The following is a 19,259-nucleotide window of genomic DNA, read 5'->3' on the forward strand; positions in this document are numbered from 1 at the left end:
ACCTGATGGAGAGTCCCACCCGATGGCAGTTTCAACACGGACCAAGCGCGGCGCCCGTCCGCTGATCGTCACCCTGATCGTTATTGTGGTGATTGCCGCGTTGGGCTTTGCTTATGCATCGCCGTATATCGCGCTCAATAACCTCAAACGCGCCGCCGATGCGCGTGACGCGCAGACGGTGAATCAATACGTCGATTTTCCCGCGTTGCGCGAGAGCCTCAAGCAGCAGGTCGCGGGCCTGTTGACGCGCCGGCTTGGCTCGCATGGAAACGGCAATCCGTTGGCCGCGATCGGCGCGATGATCGGCGTGGCATTGATCGGTCCGCTGGTAGATGCCTATGCGACGCCCGATGGCGTGGCCGCGCTGCTGAACGGCATGCCGCCGCGCGGCGAGCCCGGTGAGCAACCACCCGCGCCACCCGCCGCGAGCAATCCTCCGGCCGCTAATGTGCGCTCGGTGCCGGCGCCTGCATCGCCCGGTGCGGGTAACAACGCGGGTAACCGCGCGAATAACAGCGCCACGTCGCCGCAGCCGCCGCAGCCGCCGCAGCCGCCGCAAACCACGGCGGGCTATCGCGGCCTCAACGAATTTGCGGTCACCTATCAGCACGGCGTCGGCGACGCGCGTTATTCCGCGATCTTCCTGCGCGAAGGCCTCTTCACGTGGAAGCTGGCTGCAGTCAATCTGAACGAGTAAGCAGAACGCGCGGCCTCGCGCGTCTCAAGCCGCCTCTTGCTGCTGCTCCTGTGCGGAAGAACATGCGACCAGAATGCTGCACGACACGCGATCGAGCAGCGGCGTATTGCCCGCGCCCATCCACCATCGGGACAAGCCGGTGCGGCAACGGTGGCCGACCACTACGAGGTCGACATGCAATTCATTGGCGAGATTCGCGATCTCGTCGATCGGATAGCCAAACGCAAAGTGCCCTTGCGCGTTGACGCCCCGCTCGGTCAGCCAGTTCACGCCCTCTTGCAGAATGTCCCGCGCCGTCTTTTCGAAGCTGCCGCACGCGACATCGGTCAGCAGGCCCGCGCTTTGCGCAATGCTCGAACGCATGTCCACCACCGAGAGCAGGTGCGTTTCCGCTTTCAGGTCCAGCGCGAGATCCGCGCCGCAACGTAATGCTTTGCGGCCTTCACGCGAGCCGTCGTAGCACAGCAGGATTTTCTGGTAGCTCGCCATCGTTTTCTCCCTTTTCCGCAAAGACGCGGTCTGGTTTAAATCATGGTGCGCCGCAATTCAGCTTGCAAGGGATGGAAAACGCTAAGTGTCAACGAAGCGTGCCCCTGCCTTGTGCATCGGAGGCTCGCGCCTTGACAGCGGCTTCTTCGACAACCATGCGGCGGTGCAAGAACCGGCCGGAAAGCGTCCGGCGCGAGCCAACGGTTCGCAGCCGATGACCTAGAATGAGCAGCCTTTCCCGCCATTCGGGTCTTTTCCGGAGCCTCGGTCCAAGCCATGCCTGAAGCCGCCATCGAATTTCATCAGGTTCAAAAAAGCTACGGCGAAAAAAAGGTCGTCGACGGACTGTCGTTTCATGTCGACACCGGCGAGTGCTTCGGACTGCTCGGACCGAACGGCGCGGGCAAGACCACGACGTTGCGCATGCTGCTGGGCATCGCGGCGCCGGACGCCGGTGCGATCCATCTCTGCGGCGAGCCGATCCCCGGTCGCGCCCGCATCGCGCGGGCACGCGTTGGCGTAGTGCCGCAGTTCGACAACCTCGATCCGGATTTCACCGTACGCGAGAATCTGCTGGTGTTCGGCCGCTACTTCGGCCTGAGCGCCGCGCAATGCCGCGCGATGGTGCCGTCGCTGCTCGAGTTCGCGCGTCTCGAAAGCAAGGCGGACGCGCGCGTGAGCGAACTGTCGGGCGGCATGAAGCGGCGTCTGACGCTGGCTCGCGCGCTCGTCAACGATCCCGATGTGCTGATCATGGACGAGCCGACCACCGGCCTCGATCCGCAGGCGCGGCATCTGATCTGGGAGCGGCTGCGCTCGCTGCTCGCGCGCGGCAAGACGATTCTACTGACCACGCATTTCATGGAAGAAGCCGAGCGCCTGTGCGACCGGCTGTGCGTGATCGAAGAAGGACGCAAGATCGCAGAAGGCGCGCCGAGGGCGCTGATCGAGTCGGAGATCGGCTGCGATGTGATCGAGATTTTCGGCCCGGATCCGGTCGCGTTGCGCGACGAGCTTGCGTCGCTTGCCGAGCGCACGGAGATCAGCGGCGAGACGCTCTTCTGCTATGTGAACGACGCGCAGCCGGTGCACGCGCGACTGAAGCAGCGCGCGGATCTGCGTTATCTGCACCGCCCGGCGAATCTTGAAGATGTGTTCCTGCGGCTGACCGGCCGTGAGATGCAGGACTGACTTCTATCGACTGCACGAGACACGCAATGGATGCACGCACCTACCGAAGCCGCGACGACACTCTGTCAATGCAAGCCCCGCTCGCCGCCCTGCCCGCCAACGCGATCAACTGGATTGCGGTGTGGCGCCGCAACTATCTCGTATGGAAGAAGCTCGCGCTCGCGTCGATGTTCGGCAATCTCGCCGATCCGATGATCTATCTGTTCGGCCTCGGCTTCGGCCTGGGACTGATGGTGGGTCGTGTGGATGGCGTGTCGTACATCGCCTTCCTCGCGGCGGGCACGGTCGCGTCGAGCGTGATGATGTCCGCGAGCTTCGAGTCGATGTATTCGGGATTCTCGCGCATGCACGTGCAGCGCACGTGGGAAGCTATCATGCACACGCCGCTGACGCTCGGCGACATCGTGCTCGGCGAAGTGATCTGGGCGGCCAGCAAGTCGGTGCTGTCGGGTGCGGCGATCATGCTGGTGGCCGGCGCACTCGGCTACGCCAACTTTCCGTCGATGCTGCTGGCGTTGCCAGTGATCGTGCTAACGGGGCTCGCGTTCGCAAGCGTCGCGATGGTCGTGACGGCGCTCGCGCCGTCGTACGACTTTTTCATGTTTTACCAAACGCTGGTGTTGACGCCGATGCTGCTGCTCTCCGGCGTGTTCTTCCCGATTTCGCAATTGCCCGCGACCGCGCGCGGTGCGGCCGAAGTGCTGCCTTTGGCGCATGCTGTCGATCTGATCCGGCCCGCGATGCTCGCTCGGCCTCTCGACAATGCGCTGTGGCATGTCGCGGTGCTGGCGGTTTATGCGGTGGGTGGGTTTATCGTTTCGGCGGTTCTGTTCCGGCGCAGGATGATGAAGTAGCGTCGGGCACGCAAGTGCGTTGAGATTCTTCGCGGGCGCGAGACAGTGGCAATCAGCGCCCGTGAAGAACCTATGAACTCAGTCCTCGTCGTCGGTCCAGGGAATGTCGACGTCGGAGATGAAGGCGACCGTCGCGAACGGACCGCCCTCCTGACGCCCGATCTTGCCGTCGGCACGCTGCCATTCGACCCGGAACACGGTGCCCGGATCGTCGGCGATTAGCCGCACCGTGCGAATCTCGTCGGGATCGGCGTCTTCGACGGGACCGTCGAGCGAGATTTGCAGCTCTTGCGGCCATAGTCCGTCGGCCGGATCGTAAATCTTGTCGCCATCGGGGATCAGCGTGAACGCCTCCACGCCGATGGTCGCCGAGGCATCCACGATCATCTTGGCCAGCGCGCGCAACAACGCGGTTGCCCGCGCGGAGTTCGCCTGACGGATTGCAAGGTCCCCGCGCGTCAGCGCCTGCTCAAGTTTTGGGTTTGTTTTTTGTTGCGCCATTGATGTCCTGAGTCCTATCGCTGTGTTGTGACCAGCGCAGCGCAAGCCGCGCCGCCGCTTTTTTCGGGCTGCATCCCACCATCCGCATGCGCCGCGCTACCGCACCACGGCTTCGGCATACTGCAGACGCCGAAGCCCGTCCTGCTCACCACAGTTTAGGTCGTGATTCGCCGACAGGCAGGGACATTTGCCTTTCGTTGCATGTCCCAGCGAACTCACGGCGCCGGATTGGGCTGCAACTGATGCAGCGCGTCGATTTCATCGAGCAGTTCCTGCGACAGCTTCACGTCGACGCTGGCAATGTTGTCCTTCAGTTGATCCAGCGATGTAGCGCCGATCAGATTGCTCGTCACGAACGGCCGGCTGTTGACGAACGCAAGCGCGAACTGCGCGGGCGACATGCCATGACGCTTCGCCAGTTCGACGTAACGCGTGGTCGCCTGCACCGCTTGCGGCTTGCTGTAGCGCTGAAAGCGCTCGAACAGCGAAATGCGTGCGCCGGCCGGACGCGCGCCGCCTTCGTATTTGCCGGACAGCCAGCCGAACGCCAGCGGCGAATACGCGAGCAAGCCGATGTTGTCGCGATGCGCGTATTCCGAAAGCCCGACTTCGTAAGTGCGATTCAACAGACTGTACGGATTCTGGATGCTGACGATACGCGGCAAGCCGAGCTTCTCCGACGCGCGCAAAAACTGCGCGACGCCCCACGGCGTTTCGTTCGACACACCTACATGGCGCACCTTGCCCGCCTTGACGAAATCGGCGAGCACGGACAACGTTTCGTCGATCGGCACCGTGTATTCGTCATCGACCCATGGATAAGCCGGACGGCCGAACGTCATCGTGTTGCGATCCGGCCAGTGCAACTGGTATAGATCGACGTAGTCCGTTTGCAGACGCTTGAGGCTGTCGTTCAGCGCCTCGGTCAGGTTCTTGCGGTCGAACTGATTGGTCTCGCCGCGAATGTGACGCGGGTTATGCGGCTGACGCGCGGGGCCGGCGATTTTCGTGGCAAGCAGGATTTTCTCGCGCGCGCTGCGGTGCTGCGCGAGCCACGTGCCGATAAAGCGTTCGGTCGAGCCTTGCGTCTCGGCGCGCGGCGGCACCGGGTACATTTCGGCGGTATCGATCAGGTTGACGCCGTGATCGAGCGCGTAGTCGATCTGCGCGTGCGCGTCCTGCTCACTGTTCTGCTCGCCCCACGTCATGGTGCCGAGCCCGATCAGGCTGACCTGCACATCTGAATCGCCGAGTCTGCGGTATTCCATCGAACTTGTCCTGTTGGTTGTATGAACATAAACCGCTGACGTTACCATGTCCGCTCGATGCCTGCAGCACGGCTAGAATGCCGTTCTAGCTGGCGTCAGCCGGTTCGTCACGCTCAACATTTTTGCGTCGGTCCATCACGATGAATCCGGAACACCGAACTGCTGGTCACGCGCGTGATGCCTTACGGCAAGTACAAAGGCCGCCTGATCGCGGACCTGCCTGGCCACTACCTGAACTGGTTCGCGAGTCAGGGCTTTCCGCCGGGCGAGATCGGACGGCTGCTCGCGTTGATGCACGAGACCGATCACAACGGTCTATCGTCGTTGATCGAGCCTTTGCGCAAGCGTTGAGTTATTCGTCCGACAGGATGACAGATGGGCCGCCCGCGCTCAGATGCTGAAGATTAACGAACTGTTACGACGCAACGGATGCGTATGCCAAGGTGGCAGCCGGCTCACGCAACGCACGCAATAGCTTCCCGGCGCGGCATGAGTTGCGCCTCTCCGCCAGCGCGGATCACGCCGGTAATGCACGGACACAAATGCGGGTGAACTCCTTTGCACGCGATGTTTCTGATTCTTTATGTCAGGACGGGAGACGATCGTGAGCAGACTCTTTGCATCGATGGCATTGCTGGCCGTGGTGGCGAGCGTCGGCGGATGCGCAGTCGCACCTGGCTATGACTACGCCGATGCGCAGCCCTATTATCCCGACTACGGCTACGCGTACGGACAACCCTATGCACCCGTCTACGGCACGGTCGGCATCTGGAGCGGCTGGGGCGGACCATGTTGCTACTACCGTGGCGGCGGTGGCCACTGGCACGGGGGCGGCGGTTGGCACGGCGGCCACGGGGGTGGTGATGGCGGTGGTGGCTGGCATGGCGGCGGGTATGGCGGCGGGTATGGCGGGTCTCGCGGCGGCAGTTCGTGGAGCGGCAGTGGCGGGCACGGCGGACGCAGCCATTGAGCCTCCTGCTCTCGAAGCAGCCGCTTGCCGCTCAGTGCAAACCAGAACCTTGTTGCGGCTGGTTAGCTAGCCAGGTCGCCGCGCCCGCTACGGTTCAAGCCCGGCCCCGGCCGTTTCGCGCGTTGCGGTAAAATCGCGGTTTCGATTCAAGCCGTTTGGCCGCCCATGTCTTCACCTCGCACTCCCAGTCCACGCCGCGTTTCTGTCGCGCCGATGATGGACTGGACCGATCGCCACTGCCGGTCGCTTCATCGCATGATCTCGCGCCATACGTGGCTTTACACGGAAATGGTGACGACCGGCGCGCTGCTGCATGGCGATGTCCCACGTCATCTCGCGTTCACGCCTGAGGAAGCGCCTGTCGCCCTGCAACTCGGCGGCAGCGAGCCCGCGGATCTCGCGCGCTCGGCGAAGCTCGGCGAGCAGTGGGGTTACGACGAAATCAATCTGAATTGCGGCTGCCCGTCAGAGCGGGTGCAGCGCGGCGCGTTCGGCGCGTGTCTGATGAACGAGCCGCAACTGGTCGCTGACTGCGTGAAGGCGATGCGCGACGCCGTCTCGGTGCCCGTGACGGTCAAGCACCGCATCGGCGTGGATGCCGTCGAGGACTACAGCTTCGTGCGCGATTTCGTCGGCACGATCGCCGACGCGGGCTGCACCGTTTTTATCGTGCATGCACGTAACGCGATCCTCAAAGGCCTGAGCCCGAAAGAGAACCGCGAGATTCCGCCGCTCAAGTATGGCTACGCGTATCGGTTGAAACGCGAATTCCCGCATCTCGAAGTCATCATCAACGGCGGGGTTAAAACACTCGACGAAGTGGAGACGCATCTTGAACACATCGATGGCGTCATGCTCGGGCGCGAGGCGTATCACAACCCCTATCTGCTGGCCAATGTCGACGCCCGCTTCTACGGCTCGACAAAAGCGCCGCTCGCGCGCGAGCAGGTCGAGGCGAAGCTGATCGAATATTGCGCGGCTGAAATGGCGCGCGGCACTTATCTCGGCGCGATCACGCGGCATGCGCTCGGGCTCTATCGCGGCGAAGCTGGCGCGCGCGGTTGGCGGCGCGTGTTGTCCGACAGCAAACGTCTGGCTGCGCGCGATCTCGCGATCTTCGACGAGGCGAGACAACATCTGCGTGAGCCCGCCGAGATTTTTGAATAAAGGACTAGGCAAACGCGGTTCCTCTTCGTATAATCTCGTTTCTTCGTTGACGAGCCAAGTTTTCCGGCAAGTCAGGCAGATCTCAGTGGTGGCTGTAGCTCAGTTGGTAGAGTCCAGGATTGTGATTCCTGTTGTCGTGGGTTCGAGCCCCATCAGCCACCCCAAAGAATTCAGGCAGTAAAGTTTGGCAAACGGTTTTGCAAACGGCGTTGTGAGAAATCACAACGCCGTTTTTGTTTTGGGGTTTCGTTCGCCTGTCGCATTGCCACCGCAATGCCCGCCTCGCCTATCAAAAAACCCATCCCAGATGAGGTCCTTTTCCTCGCCGAACACCATCGCCCATCGGGCCAGACCGTCGCTCACGCCCGCCCCACCTGACGTTCACCGATTATTTCAGCAGCGAGAATAGTAATTTCAGATTATCGGCACAAATTTTCGATAGTAGGGGTATACACTGCATTTCATCGGCGGTGCAGACACAGTTCAACGGCTCCTGCAACGCCACCCTGAATCGAAATCGAAACATCATTGGAGGTACATCATGAAGACCAAATTTATCGCCGCCCTGCTCGTTGCTGTTTCCGCCTCGATCGCTGCTCCCGCTTTCGCGAGCGGCTACGGCCCGGCACCGTTCTATCGTCCGTCGGTCGGCGCACCGGCTTCGCAACAAGGCCAGAGCGCGCAAACCGTCGCGGCTGAACGTGCTAACGCCAACTCAACCGCATATGGCGGCGTGACCAACGTGTCGTCGCAATCGGGCACGCGTGAGCCGGTTTCGAGTCCGCAATCGGTTTTCTTCGGCCACTAAGCATTCGCTGTTGAGCATGCTGCGTCGTAGCAGCACGCAGACTGGGCGCCGCGCATCGAGCTCCGATGCCGGCGCCCAGTTGCGTTTACCTCGGTGGGCAGCGCTGGCTGATGCAGATAGCCGACGCCTCAAGCGGCGAGACCCGCGTCGATCACTTCGCGCGCGGCGCGAAAGCCCGCCTCGGCCGCCGCATGCTCGGTGGACCACAGGCTGTCAATGTGCACGAGCCGCCAGTCGACCACCACGGCGTCTTCCCGCAGCACCCGAAAATGCGCCTTGACGCCGGTGAGCACCTGTTCGACCGCGACCTCGATGTCGTAGTCCTGATAGCGCTCCTGGTAATCCCCCATGTCAAGGCCCTTCGGCTCCATGTTCGACCTCCTCGTTTAATCTGTCTTCGTAGCGCCTGTTGATTGGGCGCGAGCGTACCGGGGAAGTCAGCGCGACGCCGCACGAGCGCCGATACAGGCTCGTCCGCTGCCTGGGGTCACACGGCTCTCGACTCGCGCTCAGTCGCAATCGCCGGACAGGTACTGCCTGCCGTTGCAGGTGATCTCGACCTCATCGCCGCTCGCTTCGGCGACGAGCCCGCACGCCAGTAATTCCGCGGTGACGGACTGCGGGAATTTCGGCATCGGCTGCCCGACGCCCACATCGTTCAAGCGCCGCAACGCTTCTATCGCTTCCGGACTCAATGACTTCGACATGGCCGTCTCCATCGAGGTGACTGAATTCATCGTAGCAAGTTTCGAACGCGTATGCAGGTACGTTGGCGTATAACGCGCCGCGACCATGGGACGGCGCGACCGCGCGTGAATTTTCCTTGCCACGGTGGGTCTACCCAGAAACCTGACACGGCCTAATCCGCAGCGATGGACGCAAAGGAGAAAGAGATGAAGCGAAGCACTCTGGCAACTCTGATAGCAGGCGCCACGCTGGCGGCGATGGGCGCGAGCGGTATGGCTGCGTCGGCGCAAACGGGTTCGACTGCGCCGACGCAGCAAACGGCGCAAAGCGGCAAGCAGGCGCCCCCGCAGGGCAGCGACGCTGCAGCGTCGATGGTGAAGCCACCGGAGTCGGCCTCCGGTTCGACCGGATCGAGCAATCCGGATAACATGCCGATCAAACGTCCGCGCAAGCCGACCAACGACAAGATGATGCACGAGCCGCCCGCAAGCGGCGCGAACGCGAAATAACGCGGGCCTTACAGGCGCGCGATCGACACCTCCGTCGACTTGACCAGCGCGACGACTTCCGAGCCGACCTGCAGATCGAGTTCATCGACCGAGCGCGTCGTGATCACCGAGGTGACGATACCGAACGGCGTATCGACATCGACTTCGGACACGACCGGTCCGCGGATGATTTCCTTGACCTTGCCTTTGAACTGATTGCGTACGTTGATTGCGGAAATGCTCATAGCGAGTGGCTCCAGTGAAGCGATTGAAAACAGTCAGTCAAGGGAATGTCAGACGGCCCAACGGACGTCTGTGGGCCGCGTGAAGCGGCGTTCTATACGTTCTCCACGTGCGTCGTATGCACGTTCCGACAAGGCGTCGTCGTTCGGCGCATTCTTCAGCACGCGTTGCAACACATGCTCTTCAAGGGCGGCGAAGCCCGCCGACGCGCGCGCTCGCGGACGCTCGAGCGGCACCGGCTGATCCAGCGCGATGCGCCCTTCTTCTATCAGCAAAATGCGATCGCCGAGCGCCACGGCCTCGTGCACATCGTGCGTGACGAGCAGCGCGGTGAACTTATGCTCACGCCACAAGCGCTCAATCAGCCCGTGCATTTCGATACGCGTCAATGCATCGAGCGCGCCGAGCGGTTCATCGAGCAGCAGCAATTGCGGACGATGCACCAGTGCCCGCGCCAACGCCACGCGCTGACGCTGACCGCCGGAAAGTTGTGCGGGCCAGTCATTGGCACGCTCCAGCAAGCCGACTTCGGCCAGCACCGCGCGCGCATCTTCACGCGCGCTGCGTGGCAGCCCAAGCATCACGTTTTGCAGCACGTTCTTCCACGGCAATAGACGCGCGTCCTGGAACATGATGCGGGTGTCGAGCGGTCGGCCGTCTTCGGTGCGTTTTTCGAGCACGCCGGCCGTGGTCTTCTCCAGACCGGCGACGAGCCGCAGCAACGTCGACTTACCGCAGCCGCTGCGGCCGACGATCGCGACGAAACTGCCGCGCTCGATCGACAGATCGAAGTCCGTCAGCACCTTGCGTTCGCCGTACCGTTTGCCGACGGCGCGCAGTTCGACCGAATAATCGTCGGCACTATTTGCACCGCTTGCATCGTTGCGCGCCAGTGCGCCGACCGGTGCCACCGTAGACCGACCGCCATGTGCATAACCGTGCGCGGCATCGCCGTGCTCGAAATCGGCGGCCACCTCCGCGTCGCGATCGACGACGCGCGCCTGCGCCAGTTCCGCTTCCAGATCGCTGCCCGCGATGCCGCCGAACGACGCCGAGAGTGTCGTTGCGCTCATGCTTTGCCTCCTCGCTGATAGGCTGGATGCCAACGCAGCGACACGCGTTCCAGGCTTTTCGCCAGTACGTCGGCGAGTTTGCCGAGCGCCGCGTACAGCAGAATGCCGACCACGACGACATCGGTTTGCAGGAATTCACGCGCGTTCATCGTCATGTAGCCGATGCCCGACTGCGCCGAGATAGTTTCCGCGACGATCAGCGTCACCCACATCAGCCCGAACGCGAAGCGCACGCCGACGAGAATCGACGGCAACGCGCCCGGCAGAACGACATGGCGGTACAGCTGAAAACCCTTCACGCCGTAACTGCGCGCCATTTCGGTCAGGTTGGAATCCACCGAACGAATACCGTGAAACGTGTTCACGTAGATCGGAAAGAACACGCCCAACGCAACCAGAAAAACTTTGGCCTGTTCCTCGATGCCGAACCACAGGATCACGAGCGGGATCATTGCGAGCGCCGGAATATTGCGGATCATCTGCACAGTCGAATCGAGCGCGATTTCGATCGGCTTGAAGAGACCCGTCGCGAGACCGAGTGCGAGACCGATACCGCCGCCAATCGCGAAGCCGGAGACAGCGCGCCACGTGCTGACCTTCACATCCGCCCACATTTCGCCCGACTGGATCAGCGACCACGCGGCCTTCACGACCGCCAGCGGTTCGGGCAGCACGCGCGTCGACAGCACGCCGCTGCGCGCGGCGAATTCCCACGCGAGCAAAATCAGAAGCGGTGCGAGCCAGGGCGCGAGATGCGCGCCGATGCGCCGTAACGACGTAAAGACTGAGACCAGTATGGAATCGAAAGCCGCGCGTGAACCCGCGCCTTCATTGCGGTCCGCACTCACAGTGGATTGAGCCATGACGATTTTCCTGATTGCCTGTCGGATGTGCTGTGTGGGTCTGAGTGCGCTCAACTCGCGCTTGCCGCCTTCGGCAAATAACTGTTGCCGACGATCTCGCCGAACGGCCCCGACAGCGGGCCATTCGAGGTCTTGCCGCGACGGTTCGGCAGCAGCGGAAACACAAGTTCCGCAAACCGATACGACTCTTCGAGATGCGGATAGCCCGACAGAATGAAGGTCTCGATACCCAACTCGGCGTATTCCTTCATGAGCGCGAACACCTGCTCCGGATTGCCGACGAGCGCGGTGCCTGCGCCGCCTCGCACGAGGCCCACGCCGGCCCACAGATTCGGATAGACCTCGAGTTCGGCCCGGTTGCCGCGCTTGCCGCCATGCAGCGCGGCCATGCGGCGCTGACCTTCGGAATCCATCTTCGAGAACGACGCCTGGGCGCGCGCGATCGTGTCGTCGTCGAGCTTGCTGATCAGCTTGTCGGCGGCGGCCCATGCTTCTTCTTCCGTCTCGCGCACGATCACGTGCAGGCGGATGCCGAATCTGATGGTGCGGCCATGAGCAGCGGCGCGTGCGCGAATGTCGCCGATCTTCTTCGCGACCGCCGTGGGCGGCTCGCCCCATGTCAGATAAGTGTCGATATGCTCGCCCGCCATGTCGTGCGCGGCCGGCGACGAGCCGCCGAACCACAGCGGCGGATGCGGGTTTTGCACCGGTGGATACAAGGCCTTGCCGCCCTTCGACTTCAGATGCTTGCCGTCGAAGTCGATCGCGTCGTTGGTATGCGCGGCCGTCAACAGCTTGCGCCAGATGTGCAGGAATTCGTCGGTGATTTCGTAGCGCGTGTCGTGGTCGACGAACACGCCGTCGCCTTCGAGCTCGGCCGCATCGCCGCCGGTCACGACGTTGATCAGGAGCCGCCCGTTCGACAGACGGTCGAAGGTCGCGGCCATGCGCGCGGCAAGACCCGGCGAGGAAATGCCCGGGCGAATCGCAACCAGAAACTTCAGGCGTTTTGTCGCGGCGATCAGGCTCGATGCCACGACCCAGGCGTCCTCACACGAACGGCCCGTCGGCAGCAACACGCCTTCGTAGCCGAGCGTATCGGCCGCGACGGCGATCTGCTGGAAGTAGTCGTAATCGGCTGCGCGCGCGCCTTGCGACGTACCGAGATAACGGCTGTCGCGATGAGTTGGAATGAACCAGAACACATTCATTTGCTGCTCCCGCAAACTCAAACAGGATTGGATAAAGACGGTGCACGCCGCGCATGCAAACGCAAAGGCACACGCAAACGCACACGCAAAGGCACACGTACGCGCCGGCCGCGCGCATTGAGCCGGCCATCAGGACTCGAGCCGGGCGATGCATCGCCAAAAGCACGGAAATTGCGGTAATCGACGCTATGGGTGACGGCGGCAAGCACCGTCTGCATGGAGAAACAGTCTAGGGATGGGGCTGCGGCTTTTGAACGATTTTTTTGAGCTTAGGTTTTCCACTTCTGTGATTAGCCCGACGCTAAAGCATACGAAGATGGCGTTTGATGCACGCTGAAAAGCCGCTACCGCTGGATATAATGGCGCACGTTTCCAATAATCCGGTACAGGCCACGCGAGGCACGCGCCTGGACCCTGGCGGTGCAATGCATGCAAAAACTTATCCTGCCGTTCGTCGCCGGTTTTCTGGCTTCACTGTTCTTTCATGAATCGACGCTGGCGCTGCTGCACGCAGCCGGGGTCATCGATCAAAGCGGTTTTTCAACTGCGCCGTTTCTGCCGTTCGGCCTGCCCGAGTTCATTGCGAACGCAATCTGGAGCGCCTTCTGGGCCGTGTTGATGGCGTGGCTGTTGCGGGTCTCGCCCGAACGCCGTGCGCCGTGGGTGCCGGCTTTCGTGTTCGGCGGCATCGTGTTGACGGGGGCGAGCGTGTTCGTGGTCGATCCGCTGCGCGGCATCTGGCCGAGCGGCAATATGTTGCCGCGCCTCGCTACGGGTTTCGCGGCGAATGCGATGTGGGGTTGGGGCGCGCTCGTATTCATGCGCGCCCTCATGGCAAGCGAAGAGGTGGATTGAGCGGCCTGGCTGGTTAGCTGCTTGGTCGCTTGGTCGCTTGGTCGCTTGGTCGCCGGCTCGCTTTTCGACGGCTCCGGCGGTCAGGCTAGACGTGAGCGAAGCTTCAATCGCGCGAACCGAGCGCGACTTAATCTCGAAGATCGCGCAGCGGATGTTCGTTGCCCGGCCACGGGCTTTCGAACATCTTCGCCACGTCCGCGCCGCTTACGTCTTCGATACGGGCGAAGCGCCAACGCGGCGCGTTGTCCTTGTCGATGATGCGCGCGCGAATTCCTTCCACTGCGTCGCCTTGCAGGAAACTCGAACGCGTCAGATCGAGATCGCCGCGCAGCACTTCCGCCATCGAACCCTCCGCGCGGGTCACTACGTCGAGCGACACCGCCATCGACAGCGGCGAGCGCTCGCGCAACACGGCGATGGTCCGCTCGGCCCAATCGGCGGCATCGCCATCGCACTTGCGCTGTAGTGAGGCGAGAATGCGCGGCATATCGGGCAGCGCAAAGTGCCGGTCGATCAGACCACGGGCGCTCGCGAGCGGCGAGTCGTCGGGCTCCGGCACGACCCGATGCGCGCGGCTTTCACGCTCCACGCAAGCCACGACATCCGCGCCACGCTCGAACAGTTCGCTGCGCAAGGTGTCGATGAGCGCGGGCAAGGCGGCGTCGTCCATATAGACGTCCGCGAGGCCGGCGTATAGCGCATCCGCCGCGCCGATCGCTTCGCCGGTCACCGCCAGATAGCGGCCTATCGCGCCAGGCGTGCGGGCGAGAAACCAGCTCGCGCCGACATCAGGAAAAAGTCCGATGCGCGTTTCCGGCATCGCCATTTTCGTGGACTGCGTGACGACGCGCAGCCCGCCGGTGCGATGCGCGCCCTGCGAAATGCCCATACCGCCGCCCATCACCACGCCGTTCGTCAACGCGATATATGGCTTCGGATAAGTGAAGATCGCGTGATTGAGCCGGTATTCCTCGATGAAAAACGTCTCGCGCGCTGCGTGCTCAGCGCGTTGCGCCGACTCGTACAGAAAGCGGATGTCGCCGCCCGCGCAGAACGCCCGGGGATGCTGGCTGCGCACCACGACCGCGAGCACGTCGGGATTTTCCCGCCACGCGTCGAGCGCTGCATGCATTGCGCGGATCATGCCGGTCGACAACGCGTTGAGCGCCTTCGGCCTTTCGAGTTCGATGAAACCGATGCGGTTGGCTACGTAAGTCGCGACTTGGTCGCTAGCTGCGGGCGAGGCGGAAAGAGACATGGAAGACGACGCACGGCGGCGCAGAGTCAAGGGAAACCCAACGTTATCACGGGCCCGCGGCCTGGGGTCTGTTTGCGCATGCGTGCCGCCTGCATGCACGTTACGCGCCGGCGGTATGCCAGCAATATGCCGGCTAGGTGCTCGCTTTCGCGGAAATTCCGCGGACCTTGGCCGGACCTTTCGCCGACGCTCCCTTCGCTCTACCCGGCCGAGTTGCCCGGCGGAAAGTGCCCGCTCTTGAGCAGCACAGGCGTGCCGTTGCTGATCTGCAAGTGCTCCCGCGCCACCGCTTCGATGCGCGGACGTCCGGCGTTAAACGCGCGCATCCAGCCTTCCAGGTCTTCGGAGCGCGCGCCGAAGTGATCTTCGAGCGCCTCGACGGAAATTGCGCAGGGCACCGGCTCGCCGTCCACCAGCGCGGAAAAGACAACGGTCAGATTGGAGTCGCGGTAGGCTGGCGCGCCCGCGGGAAACCTGATTTCCATGGTCGCCTCATTAGAAATATCCGGCATGGAACCCGGGCCCGCGAGAACCGGCCGGCCCCGGACGACCTCGATATGGTACTCGCGCGGCCGGACCGCGGTCCACCCCGCCGCCGCGTCCGCTTCGCGGCCGGCTTCCTTGCAGTCTTGCGTTTCACGCGCCGTCATGACTTGCCTCCCAGCAGACGGTCGATGTAATCGCGCGCGGCCTGTTCGACGAATGCCAGCGCCTCCTCTTCGCTGCGAAAGCGCTGCCGATCGCCGAGTTCGAGCAAGGTTTCCATCCGGTGCGGATCGTCGGGACCGAGTTCGGCGAGGCTGACCGAACCGACGTAGGTACCGCCCGCGCTTTGCGCGTCGGCTGCCGGCATGAGCCGCGCGGCGGCACTGATGTAGTAGCCGCGATAAGGGCCGCTGACCCGTTCAGCCATGTTCGTTCTCCTCGTTGCAGTTGATCAGGTAAGGCGCGTGGCAGTCCAATAAGTTCTGCGCGATGCAAGATCGCACTTGCCGGGTTCGCGCGAGTCGAACGGCATAATCGGCACGCTCTGTGCTGCCGAAGTGGCGCCATTTGGAGTTCAGCGAGTGCAATATGGGAAAATATTTTCTGCAAGATCACGAACTGCCCGAGCCGGATGCGGCAAACAGATGGTTTGCCTATGCCGAAAGCCACGGCATCGACATCGCCAAAGCCATCAGCATCTGGGAAGACGCGGCCACGGAGAGCGGCACGGAAAGCCGCCGGCTGGTCAGCGCGGCAGGCATCACTATCGAAACGCCCTGAACTCGCGCGCACCGCGCGAGGCACGCGGCGCAAGCCAACTTCATCAAAGGAAACATCACGATGCATTTCATGATGCAATTGCTCCGCACCAGCCGCCTGCGACGTGGCCTCGCGCGGGCTCTGCTGCGCCGTACGCCCCTCCTTGCCGCCTTGCCGGCCGCGGTCGTGCTGGGCGCTGGACTCGCCGGTTGCGCGTCGTCGAACACGACCTCGCTGATCAACCTGCCGAACGGCCAGACCGGCTTCGCGGTCAATTGCAGCGGCGCGGACGCCGGTTCGAGCTGGGCGTCGTGTTACGTGCAAGCGGGTAAAGCGTGCGGCGCGACGGGCTATGACATCGTGTCGAAGGATAATGACGAAGGCGGCACCGCGGGCGGCAGCGTGACGAACGTCGTGTCGGCCAACGTCAAGAACCGCTCGATGATCGTGCGTTGCAAATAAGCGCGCTGAAGCAGGGCCAAGCATCGGCAAGCGCCGCAAAGCCCCAAACGCGCACGCGGTACATGCAACGCAGATACGTCGCGGCGAAAGGCGCGCGTCAATGGGCCTGCATCTTCGAGAACATGTTCAGCACCGCGACGCCAGCAACGATCAGCCCGAGCCCGATGACGGCGGGCACATCGGGCACCTGGCGGTACAGCAGCAGAGCCACCAGCGTGATCAGCACGATGCCGGCGCCCGACCACACCGCGTAGACGATGCCGACCGGAATGCTCGTGAGCGTCAGCGACAGGCAGTAGAACGCGAGCGCGTAGCCGAGCACCACCACCGCGGACGGCACGAGCCGCGTGAAGCCGTCCGATGCCCGCATCGCGGAGGTCGCAATCACCTCGGCCACGATCGCGATGCCGAGCAATGCATAAGGCGGCATCCGCATGGGCTCAGGCCTTTACAAGCGCGAGCTTGCTGTAGTCATGACCGAGGTGCGCGCACAGCGCCTCCACCACGAACTCATGATCGGCGCGCTGTGGCAAGCCGGATACGGTGACCGAGCCGATCACGCCGGCGCCCGCGACCGTCAACGGAAACGCGCCGCCGTGCGACGCATATTCGGTGGCGGGCAGGCCGTGCTTGTCGGTGAGCGTGCTGCCGGCCTGCTGCATCTTCAGGCCGATCGCGTACGAGCTGCGCCGGAAATGCGCGACCGTGTTGCCCTTGCGGCGCGCCCAGTCGACGTTGTCGGGCGTCGCGCCGTCGAGCAGGCTGAAGAACAGCGGTTGACCGAAGGTACGCACGTCGATGGCGGCGGCAATGCCGCGTGCCTTCGCGACTTCGTGCAGATAGGCGCCGATTTGCCATGCGCGGTCGGCATCGAATTGTGGGAACACCAGCGCGTGTTCCTGAGCGGCAATGACCTGCAGATCGTGAGCGATGTCCATGGAGTTCCAGGGCGAGTAGGAGTGCGGGCGCGAGTCGTCGTGGATTCGGGGTGCTTTCGTCGTGGAGTCGTCGTTGATTCGCCGCGAATGTGAGACGGCGCGCCGGGAGGATCTGATTCTAGCGCAGCACCTCATGAAGGCCTTCCGCGATACGACGCCGCCCACGCCTCGCGCGACCTGACCTGCAATCTGACCTGCAAGGGCCGCCAGCAGCGGGACCGCCCAAGATTTGAAGCCGTTTCTTAAATGGCTATTGCGTCAGCTTTCGCTTTGTTCTATAATCTTTTCTTCGACGGGCGCGGGGTGGAGCAGTCTGGCAGCTCGTCGGGCTCATAACCCGAAGGTCGTAGGTTCAAATCCTACCCCCGCAACCAAAAGCTGAATCAGCGAACTGGTTGGAACGTCGAAGACAACATTGAAGGCTTGCCAAACCGGCAGGCCTTTTTTGTTTGCGCGGCTGCTTGTTCTCCTCATGTAGCCCAAAGAGATACCTGCACCGGATTGATCCGCAAACACCGCAATTCGCGCATCCGCAAGCGCTCCCCGCGTCTCTTTCGCACCACCCGCGCGCGGCACAGATCACATTGCGCGCCGCCGTCTCCGCGCACGGTAAAACGCCGCCCCAGTGATAAACTCCTAGCACCCTTTCTCGCCCCCTTCCTATGAAATTCTGTTCTGTCTGCGGCCACGGGGTCAGCCTGAGCATTCCGCCGGGCGACAACCGCGAGCGCTTCGTATGCGGCAGTTGCGGCACGGTGCACTATCAGAATCCGCGCAACGTCGTCGGCACGGTTCCGGTCTGGGACGACAAGGTGCTGCTGTGCCGTCGCGCGATCGAACCGCGCTACGGCTACTGGACGCTGCCCGCGGGCTTTATGGAAATGGGCGAGACCACGGCCGAGGCCGCTTCGCGCGAAACGCTCGAAGAAGCCGGCGCACGCGTCGAAGTGCAGAACCTGTTCTCGCTGCTGAACGTGCCGCATGTGCATCAGGTGCATCTGTTCTATATGGCGCGTCTGCTCGATCTGGACATTGCAGCGGGCGAGGAAAGTCTCGAAGTGAAGCTCTTCGACGAAAGCGATATTCCCTGGGACGAGATTGCCTTTCCCACCGTCGGACAAACGCTGCGCTTCTTTTTCGCCGACCGCGCGGCCGGCAGTTTCGGCCTGCATACCGGCGACATCTTCCGCTCGCTGCGCGAAGGCTGAGCGGCGCGCATGGTTCCCTGGCTCGGACCCGACGATCCGTTTCCGCCCGTCGAGCGCGCGCTCGGCGCGGCAAGCGGCGCCCCCGGTCTGCTCGCGGCGAGCGGCGACCTGCTGCCGTCACGGCTCATCGACGCCTATCGCCACGGCATCTTCCCGTGGTATTCGGACGGCCAGCCCGTGCTGTGGTGGAGCCCCGACCCGCGCATGATCCTGCGCCCCGCCGAGTTCAAGGTGTCGCCGTCGCTGCGTAAAACGCTCAAGCGCGTGCTGCGCGACGACGCGTGGGAAATCCGCGTGGACCACGATTTCGCCGCCGTGATGCGCGCCTGCGCGCAAGCGCCGCGACGTGGCCAGCGCGGCACGTGGATCACTGCGGACGTGGTGGACGCGTATTCGTCGCTGCATCGCGCGGGCGATGCGCACAGCATCGAAACATGGTTCGAAGGCGAGCGCGTGGGCGGTTTGTACGGCGTCTCGTTCGGCAAAATGTTCTTCGGCGAATCGATGTTCGCGGACGTCACGGATGCCTCGAAAATGGCGCTGGCCGCGCTTGTCGGGCACTTGCGCCGTCACGAAATAGAAATGATAGACTGCCAGCAGAACACGTCGCATCTGGCGTCGCTCGGCGGTCGCGAGATAGCGCGCAAGGCGTTCATCGCGCATGTTCGCGCGTCGGTCGACGCACCGCGCATTCCCTGGCGCTTCGACAAGACCGTGTTGCTCGATCTGCTCACGCGAGCGGCGTAGGAAGAATCAGGCCGAATCCGGATCCGCTGACTGAAA

At 63.0% G+C, this 19,259-nt stretch carries 26 protein-coding genes, 2 tRNA genes and 1 pseudogene; 15 read left to right on the forward strand and 14 right to left on the reverse strand.

Annotated elements, in window-relative coordinates; translation table 11 throughout:
• Positions 1 to 22 precede the first annotated feature (22 nt).
• Positions 23 to 697: a DUF2939 domain-containing protein gene (locus C0Z16_RS21335; RefSeq protein ID WP_102634080.1), complete on the forward strand. Its 675-nt coding sequence runs from the start codon at positions 23 to 25 to the stop codon at positions 695 to 697.
• Positions 698 to 721: 24 nt separating this feature from the next.
• On the opposite strand, the gene C0Z16_RS21340 is transcribed toward C0Z16_RS21335, so the two are convergent.
• Positions 722 to 1,186 carry a universal stress protein gene (locus C0Z16_RS21340; RefSeq protein WP_102634081.1) on the reverse strand — a complete coding sequence of 155 codons (465 nt, stop codon included), beginning with the start codon at positions 1,184 to 1,186 and terminating at the stop codon, positions 722 to 724.
• A gap of 276 nt (positions 1,187 to 1,462) precedes the next feature.
• Between C0Z16_RS21340 and nodI the strand changes: the two genes are divergently transcribed.
• Positions 1,463 to 2,377, forward strand: coding sequence for a nodulation factor ABC transporter ATP-binding protein NodI (gene nodI / locus C0Z16_RS21345; RefSeq protein WP_102634082.1), 915 nt, complete (start codon positions 1,463 to 1,465; stop codon positions 2,375 to 2,377).
• Between the two features lie 26 nt (positions 2,378 to 2,403).
• Complete coding sequence (locus C0Z16_RS21350) at positions 2,404 to 3,231, forward strand: ABC transporter permease (RefSeq protein ID WP_102634083.1); 828 nt, start codon at positions 2,404 to 2,406, stop codon at positions 3,229 to 3,231.
• Between the two features lie 78 nt (positions 3,232 to 3,309).
• On the opposite strand, the gene C0Z16_RS21355 is transcribed toward C0Z16_RS21350, so the two are convergent.
• Both C0Z16_RS21355 and C0Z16_RS21360 read right to left on the reverse strand, forming a co-directional pair.
• On the reverse strand, positions 3,310 to 3,732 hold the full coding sequence (locus C0Z16_RS21355; protein WP_102634084.1) for a hypothetical protein: 423 nt from the start codon (positions 3,730 to 3,732) through the stop codon (positions 3,310 to 3,312).
• 215 nt (positions 3,733 to 3,947) lie between these two features.
• Complete coding sequence (locus C0Z16_RS21360; protein ID WP_102634085.1) at positions 3,948 to 5,000, reverse strand: NADP(H)-dependent aldo-keto reductase; 1,053 nt, start codon at positions 4,998 to 5,000, stop codon at positions 3,948 to 3,950.
• Positions 5,001 to 5,140: 140 nt separating this feature from the next.
• On the opposite strand from C0Z16_RS21360, the pseudogene C0Z16_RS21365 reads away from it, so the two are divergent.
• From C0Z16_RS21365 to C0Z16_RS21385, 5 genes and pseudogenes are all read left to right on the forward strand, one after another.
• A pseudogene (locus tag C0Z16_RS21365) lies at positions 5,141 to 5,351 on the forward strand (DUF3820 family protein).
• Between the two features lie 253 nt (positions 5,352 to 5,604).
• Complete coding sequence (locus tag C0Z16_RS37460) at positions 5,605 to 5,970, forward strand: hypothetical protein (RefSeq protein ID WP_146014332.1); 366 nt, start codon at positions 5,605 to 5,607, stop codon at positions 5,968 to 5,970.
• Positions 5,971 to 6,135: 165 nt separating this feature from the next.
• A complete protein-coding gene (gene dusA / locus C0Z16_RS21375) occupies positions 6,136 to 7,137 on the forward strand; it encodes a tRNA dihydrouridine(20/20a) synthase DusA (protein WP_102634087.1) in 1,002 nt (333 codons plus the stop codon).
• An 88-nt stretch (positions 7,138 to 7,225) separates the two neighbouring features.
• A tRNA-His gene (locus C0Z16_RS21380) sits at positions 7,226 to 7,301 on the forward strand.
• Positions 7,302 to 7,678: 377 nt separating this feature from the next.
• Positions 7,679 to 7,945, forward strand: a complete 267-nt coding sequence (locus C0Z16_RS21385; protein ID WP_102634088.1) for a hypothetical protein — start codon at positions 7,679 to 7,681, stop codon at positions 7,943 to 7,945.
• Between the two features lie 128 nt (positions 7,946 to 8,073).
• Here C0Z16_RS21385 and C0Z16_RS21390 read toward each other — a convergent pair whose 3' ends face one another.
• Together C0Z16_RS21390 and C0Z16_RS21395 are read right to left on the reverse strand one after the other, a co-directional pair.
• Entirely contained in the window at positions 8,074 to 8,316 is a 243-nt protein-coding gene (locus C0Z16_RS21390) for a DUF6566 family protein (RefSeq protein WP_102634089.1), read from the reverse strand.
• A 138-nt stretch (positions 8,317 to 8,454) separates the two neighbouring features.
• The gene (locus tag C0Z16_RS21395) at positions 8,455 to 8,652 is read right to left on the reverse strand and encodes a hypothetical protein (RefSeq protein ID WP_102634146.1); all 198 of its coding nucleotides are present in this window, start codon (positions 8,650 to 8,652) and stop codon (positions 8,455 to 8,457) included.
• A gap of 186 nt (positions 8,653 to 8,838) precedes the next feature.
• On the opposite strand from C0Z16_RS21395, the gene C0Z16_RS21400 reads away from it, so the two are divergent.
• A complete protein-coding gene (locus C0Z16_RS21400) occupies positions 8,839 to 9,141 on the forward strand; it encodes a hypothetical protein (RefSeq protein WP_102634090.1) in 303 nt (100 codons plus the stop codon).
• Between the two features lie 8 nt (positions 9,142 to 9,149).
• Here the strand turns inward: C0Z16_RS21400 and C0Z16_RS21405 are convergent, their stop codons facing one another.
• Genes C0Z16_RS21405 through ssuD form a run of 4 tightly spaced genes read right to left on the reverse strand, consistent with a single transcriptional unit; the run spans position 9,150 to position 12,510 of the window.
• On the reverse strand, positions 9,150 to 9,365 hold the full coding sequence (locus C0Z16_RS21405) for a TOBE domain-containing protein (RefSeq protein WP_102634091.1): 216 nt from the start codon (positions 9,363 to 9,365) through the stop codon (positions 9,150 to 9,152).
• A gap of 48 nt (positions 9,366 to 9,413) precedes the next feature.
• Positions 9,414 to 10,436, reverse strand: a complete 1,023-nt coding sequence (locus C0Z16_RS21410; RefSeq protein WP_102634092.1) for an ATP-binding cassette domain-containing protein — start codon at positions 10,434 to 10,436, stop codon at positions 9,414 to 9,416.
• Positions 10,433 to 11,299 carry an aliphatic sulfonate ABC transporter permease SsuC gene (ssuC, locus tag C0Z16_RS21415; protein WP_102634093.1) on the reverse strand — a complete coding sequence of 289 codons (867 nt, stop codon included), beginning with the start codon at positions 11,297 to 11,299 and terminating at the stop codon, positions 10,433 to 10,435. The genes C0Z16_RS21410 and ssuC overlap by 4 nt, the downstream gene beginning before the upstream one ends.
• Before the next feature lie 50 nt (positions 11,300 to 11,349).
• Entirely contained in the window at positions 11,350 to 12,510 is a 1,161-nt protein-coding gene (ssuD, locus tag C0Z16_RS21420; protein WP_102634094.1) for an FMNH2-dependent alkanesulfonate monooxygenase, read from the reverse strand.
• Between the two features lie 429 nt (positions 12,511 to 12,939).
• On the opposite strand from ssuD, the gene C0Z16_RS21425 reads away from it, so the two are divergent.
• Positions 12,940 to 13,365, forward strand: coding sequence for a hypothetical protein (locus C0Z16_RS21425; RefSeq protein ID WP_102634095.1), 426 nt, complete (start codon positions 12,940 to 12,942; stop codon positions 13,363 to 13,365).
• A 127-nt stretch (positions 13,366 to 13,492) separates the two neighbouring features.
• Here C0Z16_RS21425 and C0Z16_RS21430 read toward each other — a convergent pair whose 3' ends face one another.
• The 3 genes from C0Z16_RS21430 to C0Z16_RS21440 form a co-directional block, all read right to left on the reverse strand.
• Positions 13,493 to 14,623 (reverse strand): enoyl-CoA hydratase/isomerase family protein, encoded by a 1,131-nt coding sequence (locus C0Z16_RS21430; RefSeq protein WP_102634096.1) that lies wholly within the window; start codon positions 14,621 to 14,623, stop codon positions 13,493 to 13,495.
• 200 nt (positions 14,624 to 14,823) lie between these two features.
• Positions 14,824 to 15,273, reverse strand: coding sequence for a DUF1488 family protein (locus tag C0Z16_RS38845; RefSeq protein WP_244201297.1), 450 nt, complete (start codon positions 15,271 to 15,273; stop codon positions 14,824 to 14,826).
• Positions 15,270 to 15,536 carry a hypothetical protein gene (locus C0Z16_RS21440; protein WP_102634097.1) on the reverse strand — a complete coding sequence of 89 codons (267 nt, stop codon included), beginning with the start codon at positions 15,534 to 15,536 and terminating at the stop codon, positions 15,270 to 15,272. Before C0Z16_RS21440 ends, C0Z16_RS38845 begins: the two co-directional genes overlap by 4 nt.
• 161 nt (positions 15,537 to 15,697) lie before the next feature.
• On the opposite strand from C0Z16_RS21440, the gene C0Z16_RS21445 reads away from it, so the two are divergent.
• Both C0Z16_RS21445 and C0Z16_RS21450 read left to right on the forward strand, forming a co-directional pair.
• Positions 15,698 to 15,889: a hypothetical protein gene (locus tag C0Z16_RS21445; RefSeq protein ID WP_102634098.1), complete on the forward strand. Its 192-nt coding sequence runs from the start codon at positions 15,698 to 15,700 to the stop codon at positions 15,887 to 15,889.
• Between the two features lie 60 nt (positions 15,890 to 15,949).
• Positions 15,950 to 16,330, forward strand: coding sequence for a hypothetical protein (locus C0Z16_RS21450; RefSeq protein ID WP_102634099.1), 381 nt, complete (start codon positions 15,950 to 15,952; stop codon positions 16,328 to 16,330).
• A 97-nt stretch (positions 16,331 to 16,427) separates the two neighbouring features.
• Here the strand turns inward: C0Z16_RS21450 and C0Z16_RS21455 are convergent, their stop codons facing one another.
• Both C0Z16_RS21455 and C0Z16_RS21460 read right to left on the reverse strand, forming a co-directional pair.
• The gene (locus tag C0Z16_RS21455; RefSeq protein ID WP_407070687.1) at positions 16,428 to 16,760 is read right to left on the reverse strand and encodes a DMT family transporter; all 333 of its coding nucleotides are present in this window, start codon (positions 16,758 to 16,760) and stop codon (positions 16,428 to 16,430) included.
• Positions 16,761 to 16,770: 10 nt separating this feature from the next.
• Positions 16,771 to 17,268: a heme-degrading domain-containing protein gene (locus C0Z16_RS21460; protein ID WP_102634101.1), complete on the reverse strand. Its 498-nt coding sequence runs from the start codon at positions 17,266 to 17,268 to the stop codon at positions 16,771 to 16,773.
• Between the two features lie 297 nt (positions 17,269 to 17,565).
• On the opposite strand from C0Z16_RS21460, the gene C0Z16_RS21465 reads away from it, so the two are divergent.
• From C0Z16_RS21465 to aat, 3 genes are all read left to right on the forward strand, one after another.
• Positions 17,566 to 17,642: transfer RNA gene (locus C0Z16_RS21465), tRNA-Met, on the forward strand.
• Between the two features lie 288 nt (positions 17,643 to 17,930).
• Positions 17,931 to 18,476, forward strand: coding sequence for an NUDIX hydrolase (locus tag C0Z16_RS21470; protein WP_102634102.1), 546 nt, complete (start codon positions 17,931 to 17,933; stop codon positions 18,474 to 18,476).
• Between the two features lie 9 nt (positions 18,477 to 18,485).
• Positions 18,486 to 19,223, forward strand: coding sequence for a leucyl/phenylalanyl-tRNA--protein transferase (aat, locus tag C0Z16_RS21475; protein WP_102634103.1), 738 nt, complete (start codon positions 18,486 to 18,488; stop codon positions 19,221 to 19,223).
• The last annotated feature ends 36 nt before the right edge of the window (positions 19,224 to 19,259 follow it).

Origin of the sequence: Paraburkholderia rhynchosiae (assembly GCF_002879865.1) — a bacterium.
In the GTDB taxonomy this organism is placed as follows: Bacteria; Pseudomonadota; Gammaproteobacteria; order Burkholderiales; family Burkholderiaceae; genus Paraburkholderia; species Paraburkholderia rhynchosiae.

Bases quoted from the DNA above. Each gene is read 5' to 3' on its own strand.
- C0Z16_RS21335 (WP_102634080.1), top strand. From the start codon at position 23: ATGGCAGTTTCAACACGGACCAAGCGCGGCGCCCGTCCGCTGATCGTC.
- C0Z16_RS21340 (WP_102634081.1), bottom strand. From the start codon at position 1,186: ATGGCGAGCTACCAGAAAATCCTGCTGTGCTACGACGGCTCGCGTGAA.
- nodI (WP_102634082.1), top strand. From the start codon at position 1,463: ATGCCTGAAGCCGCCATCGAATTTCATCAGGTTCAAAAAAGCTACGGC.
- C0Z16_RS21350 (WP_102634083.1), top strand. From the start codon at position 2,404: ATGGATGCACGCACCTACCGAAGCCGCGACGACACTCTGTCAATGCAA.
- C0Z16_RS21355 (WP_102634084.1), bottom strand. From the start codon at position 3,732: ATGGCGCAACAAAAAACAAACCCAAAACTTGAGCAGGCGCTGACGCGC.
- C0Z16_RS21360 (WP_102634085.1), bottom strand. From the start codon at position 5,000: ATGGAATACCGCAGACTCGGCGATTCAGATGTGCAGGTCAGCCTGATC.
- dusA (WP_102634087.1), top strand. From the start codon at position 6,136: ATGTCTTCACCTCGCACTCCCAGTCCACGCCGCGTTTCTGTCGCGCCG.
- C0Z16_RS21385 (WP_102634088.1), top strand. From the start codon at position 7,679: ATGAAGACCAAATTTATCGCCGCCCTGCTCGTTGCTGTTTCCGCCTCG.
- C0Z16_RS21390 (WP_102634089.1), bottom strand. From the start codon at position 8,316: ATGGAGCCGAAGGGCCTTGACATGGGGGATTACCAGGAGCGCTATCAG.
- C0Z16_RS21395 (WP_102634146.1), bottom strand. From the start codon at position 8,652: ATGTCGAAGTCATTGAGTCCGGAAGCGATAGAAGCGTTGCGGCGCTTG.
- C0Z16_RS21400 (WP_102634090.1), top strand. From the start codon at position 8,839: ATGAAGCGAAGCACTCTGGCAACTCTGATAGCAGGCGCCACGCTGGCG.
- C0Z16_RS21405 (WP_102634091.1), bottom strand. From the start codon at position 9,365: ATGAGCATTTCCGCAATCAACGTACGCAATCAGTTCAAAGGCAAGGTC.
- C0Z16_RS21410 (WP_102634092.1), bottom strand. From the start codon at position 10,436: ATGAGCGCAACGACACTCTCGGCGTCGTTCGGCGGCATCGCGGGCAGC.
- ssuC (WP_102634093.1), bottom strand. From the start codon at position 11,299: ATGGCTCAATCCACTGTGAGTGCGGACCGCAATGAAGGCGCGGGTTCA.
- ssuD (WP_102634094.1), bottom strand. From the start codon at position 12,510: ATGAATGTGTTCTGGTTCATTCCAACTCATCGCGACAGCCGTTATCTC.
- C0Z16_RS21425 (WP_102634095.1), top strand. From the start codon at position 12,940: ATGCAAAAACTTATCCTGCCGTTCGTCGCCGGTTTTCTGGCTTCACTG.
- C0Z16_RS21430 (WP_102634096.1), bottom strand. From the start codon at position 14,623: ATGTCTCTTTCCGCCTCGCCCGCAGCTAGCGACCAAGTCGCGACTTAC.
- C0Z16_RS38845 (WP_244201297.1), bottom strand. From the start codon at position 15,273: ATGACGGCGCGTGAAACGCAAGACTGCAAGGAAGCCGGCCGCGAAGCG.
- C0Z16_RS21440 (WP_102634097.1), bottom strand. From the start codon at position 15,536: ATGGCTGAACGGGTCAGCGGCCCTTATCGCGGCTACTACATCAGTGCC.
- C0Z16_RS21445 (WP_102634098.1), top strand. From the start codon at position 15,698: ATGGGAAAATATTTTCTGCAAGATCACGAACTGCCCGAGCCGGATGCG.
- C0Z16_RS21450 (WP_102634099.1), top strand. From the start codon at position 15,950: ATGCATTTCATGATGCAATTGCTCCGCACCAGCCGCCTGCGACGTGGC.
- C0Z16_RS21455 (WP_407070687.1), bottom strand. From the start codon at position 16,760: ATGCCGCCTTATGCATTGCTCGGCATCGCGATCGTGGCCGAGGTGATT.
- C0Z16_RS21460 (WP_102634101.1), bottom strand. From the start codon at position 17,268: ATGGACATCGCTCACGATCTGCAGGTCATTGCCGCTCAGGAACACGCG.
- C0Z16_RS21470 (WP_102634102.1), top strand. From the start codon at position 17,931: ATGAAATTCTGTTCTGTCTGCGGCCACGGGGTCAGCCTGAGCATTCCG.
- aat (WP_102634103.1), top strand. From the start codon at position 18,486: ATGGTTCCCTGGCTCGGACCCGACGATCCGTTTCCGCCCGTCGAGCGC.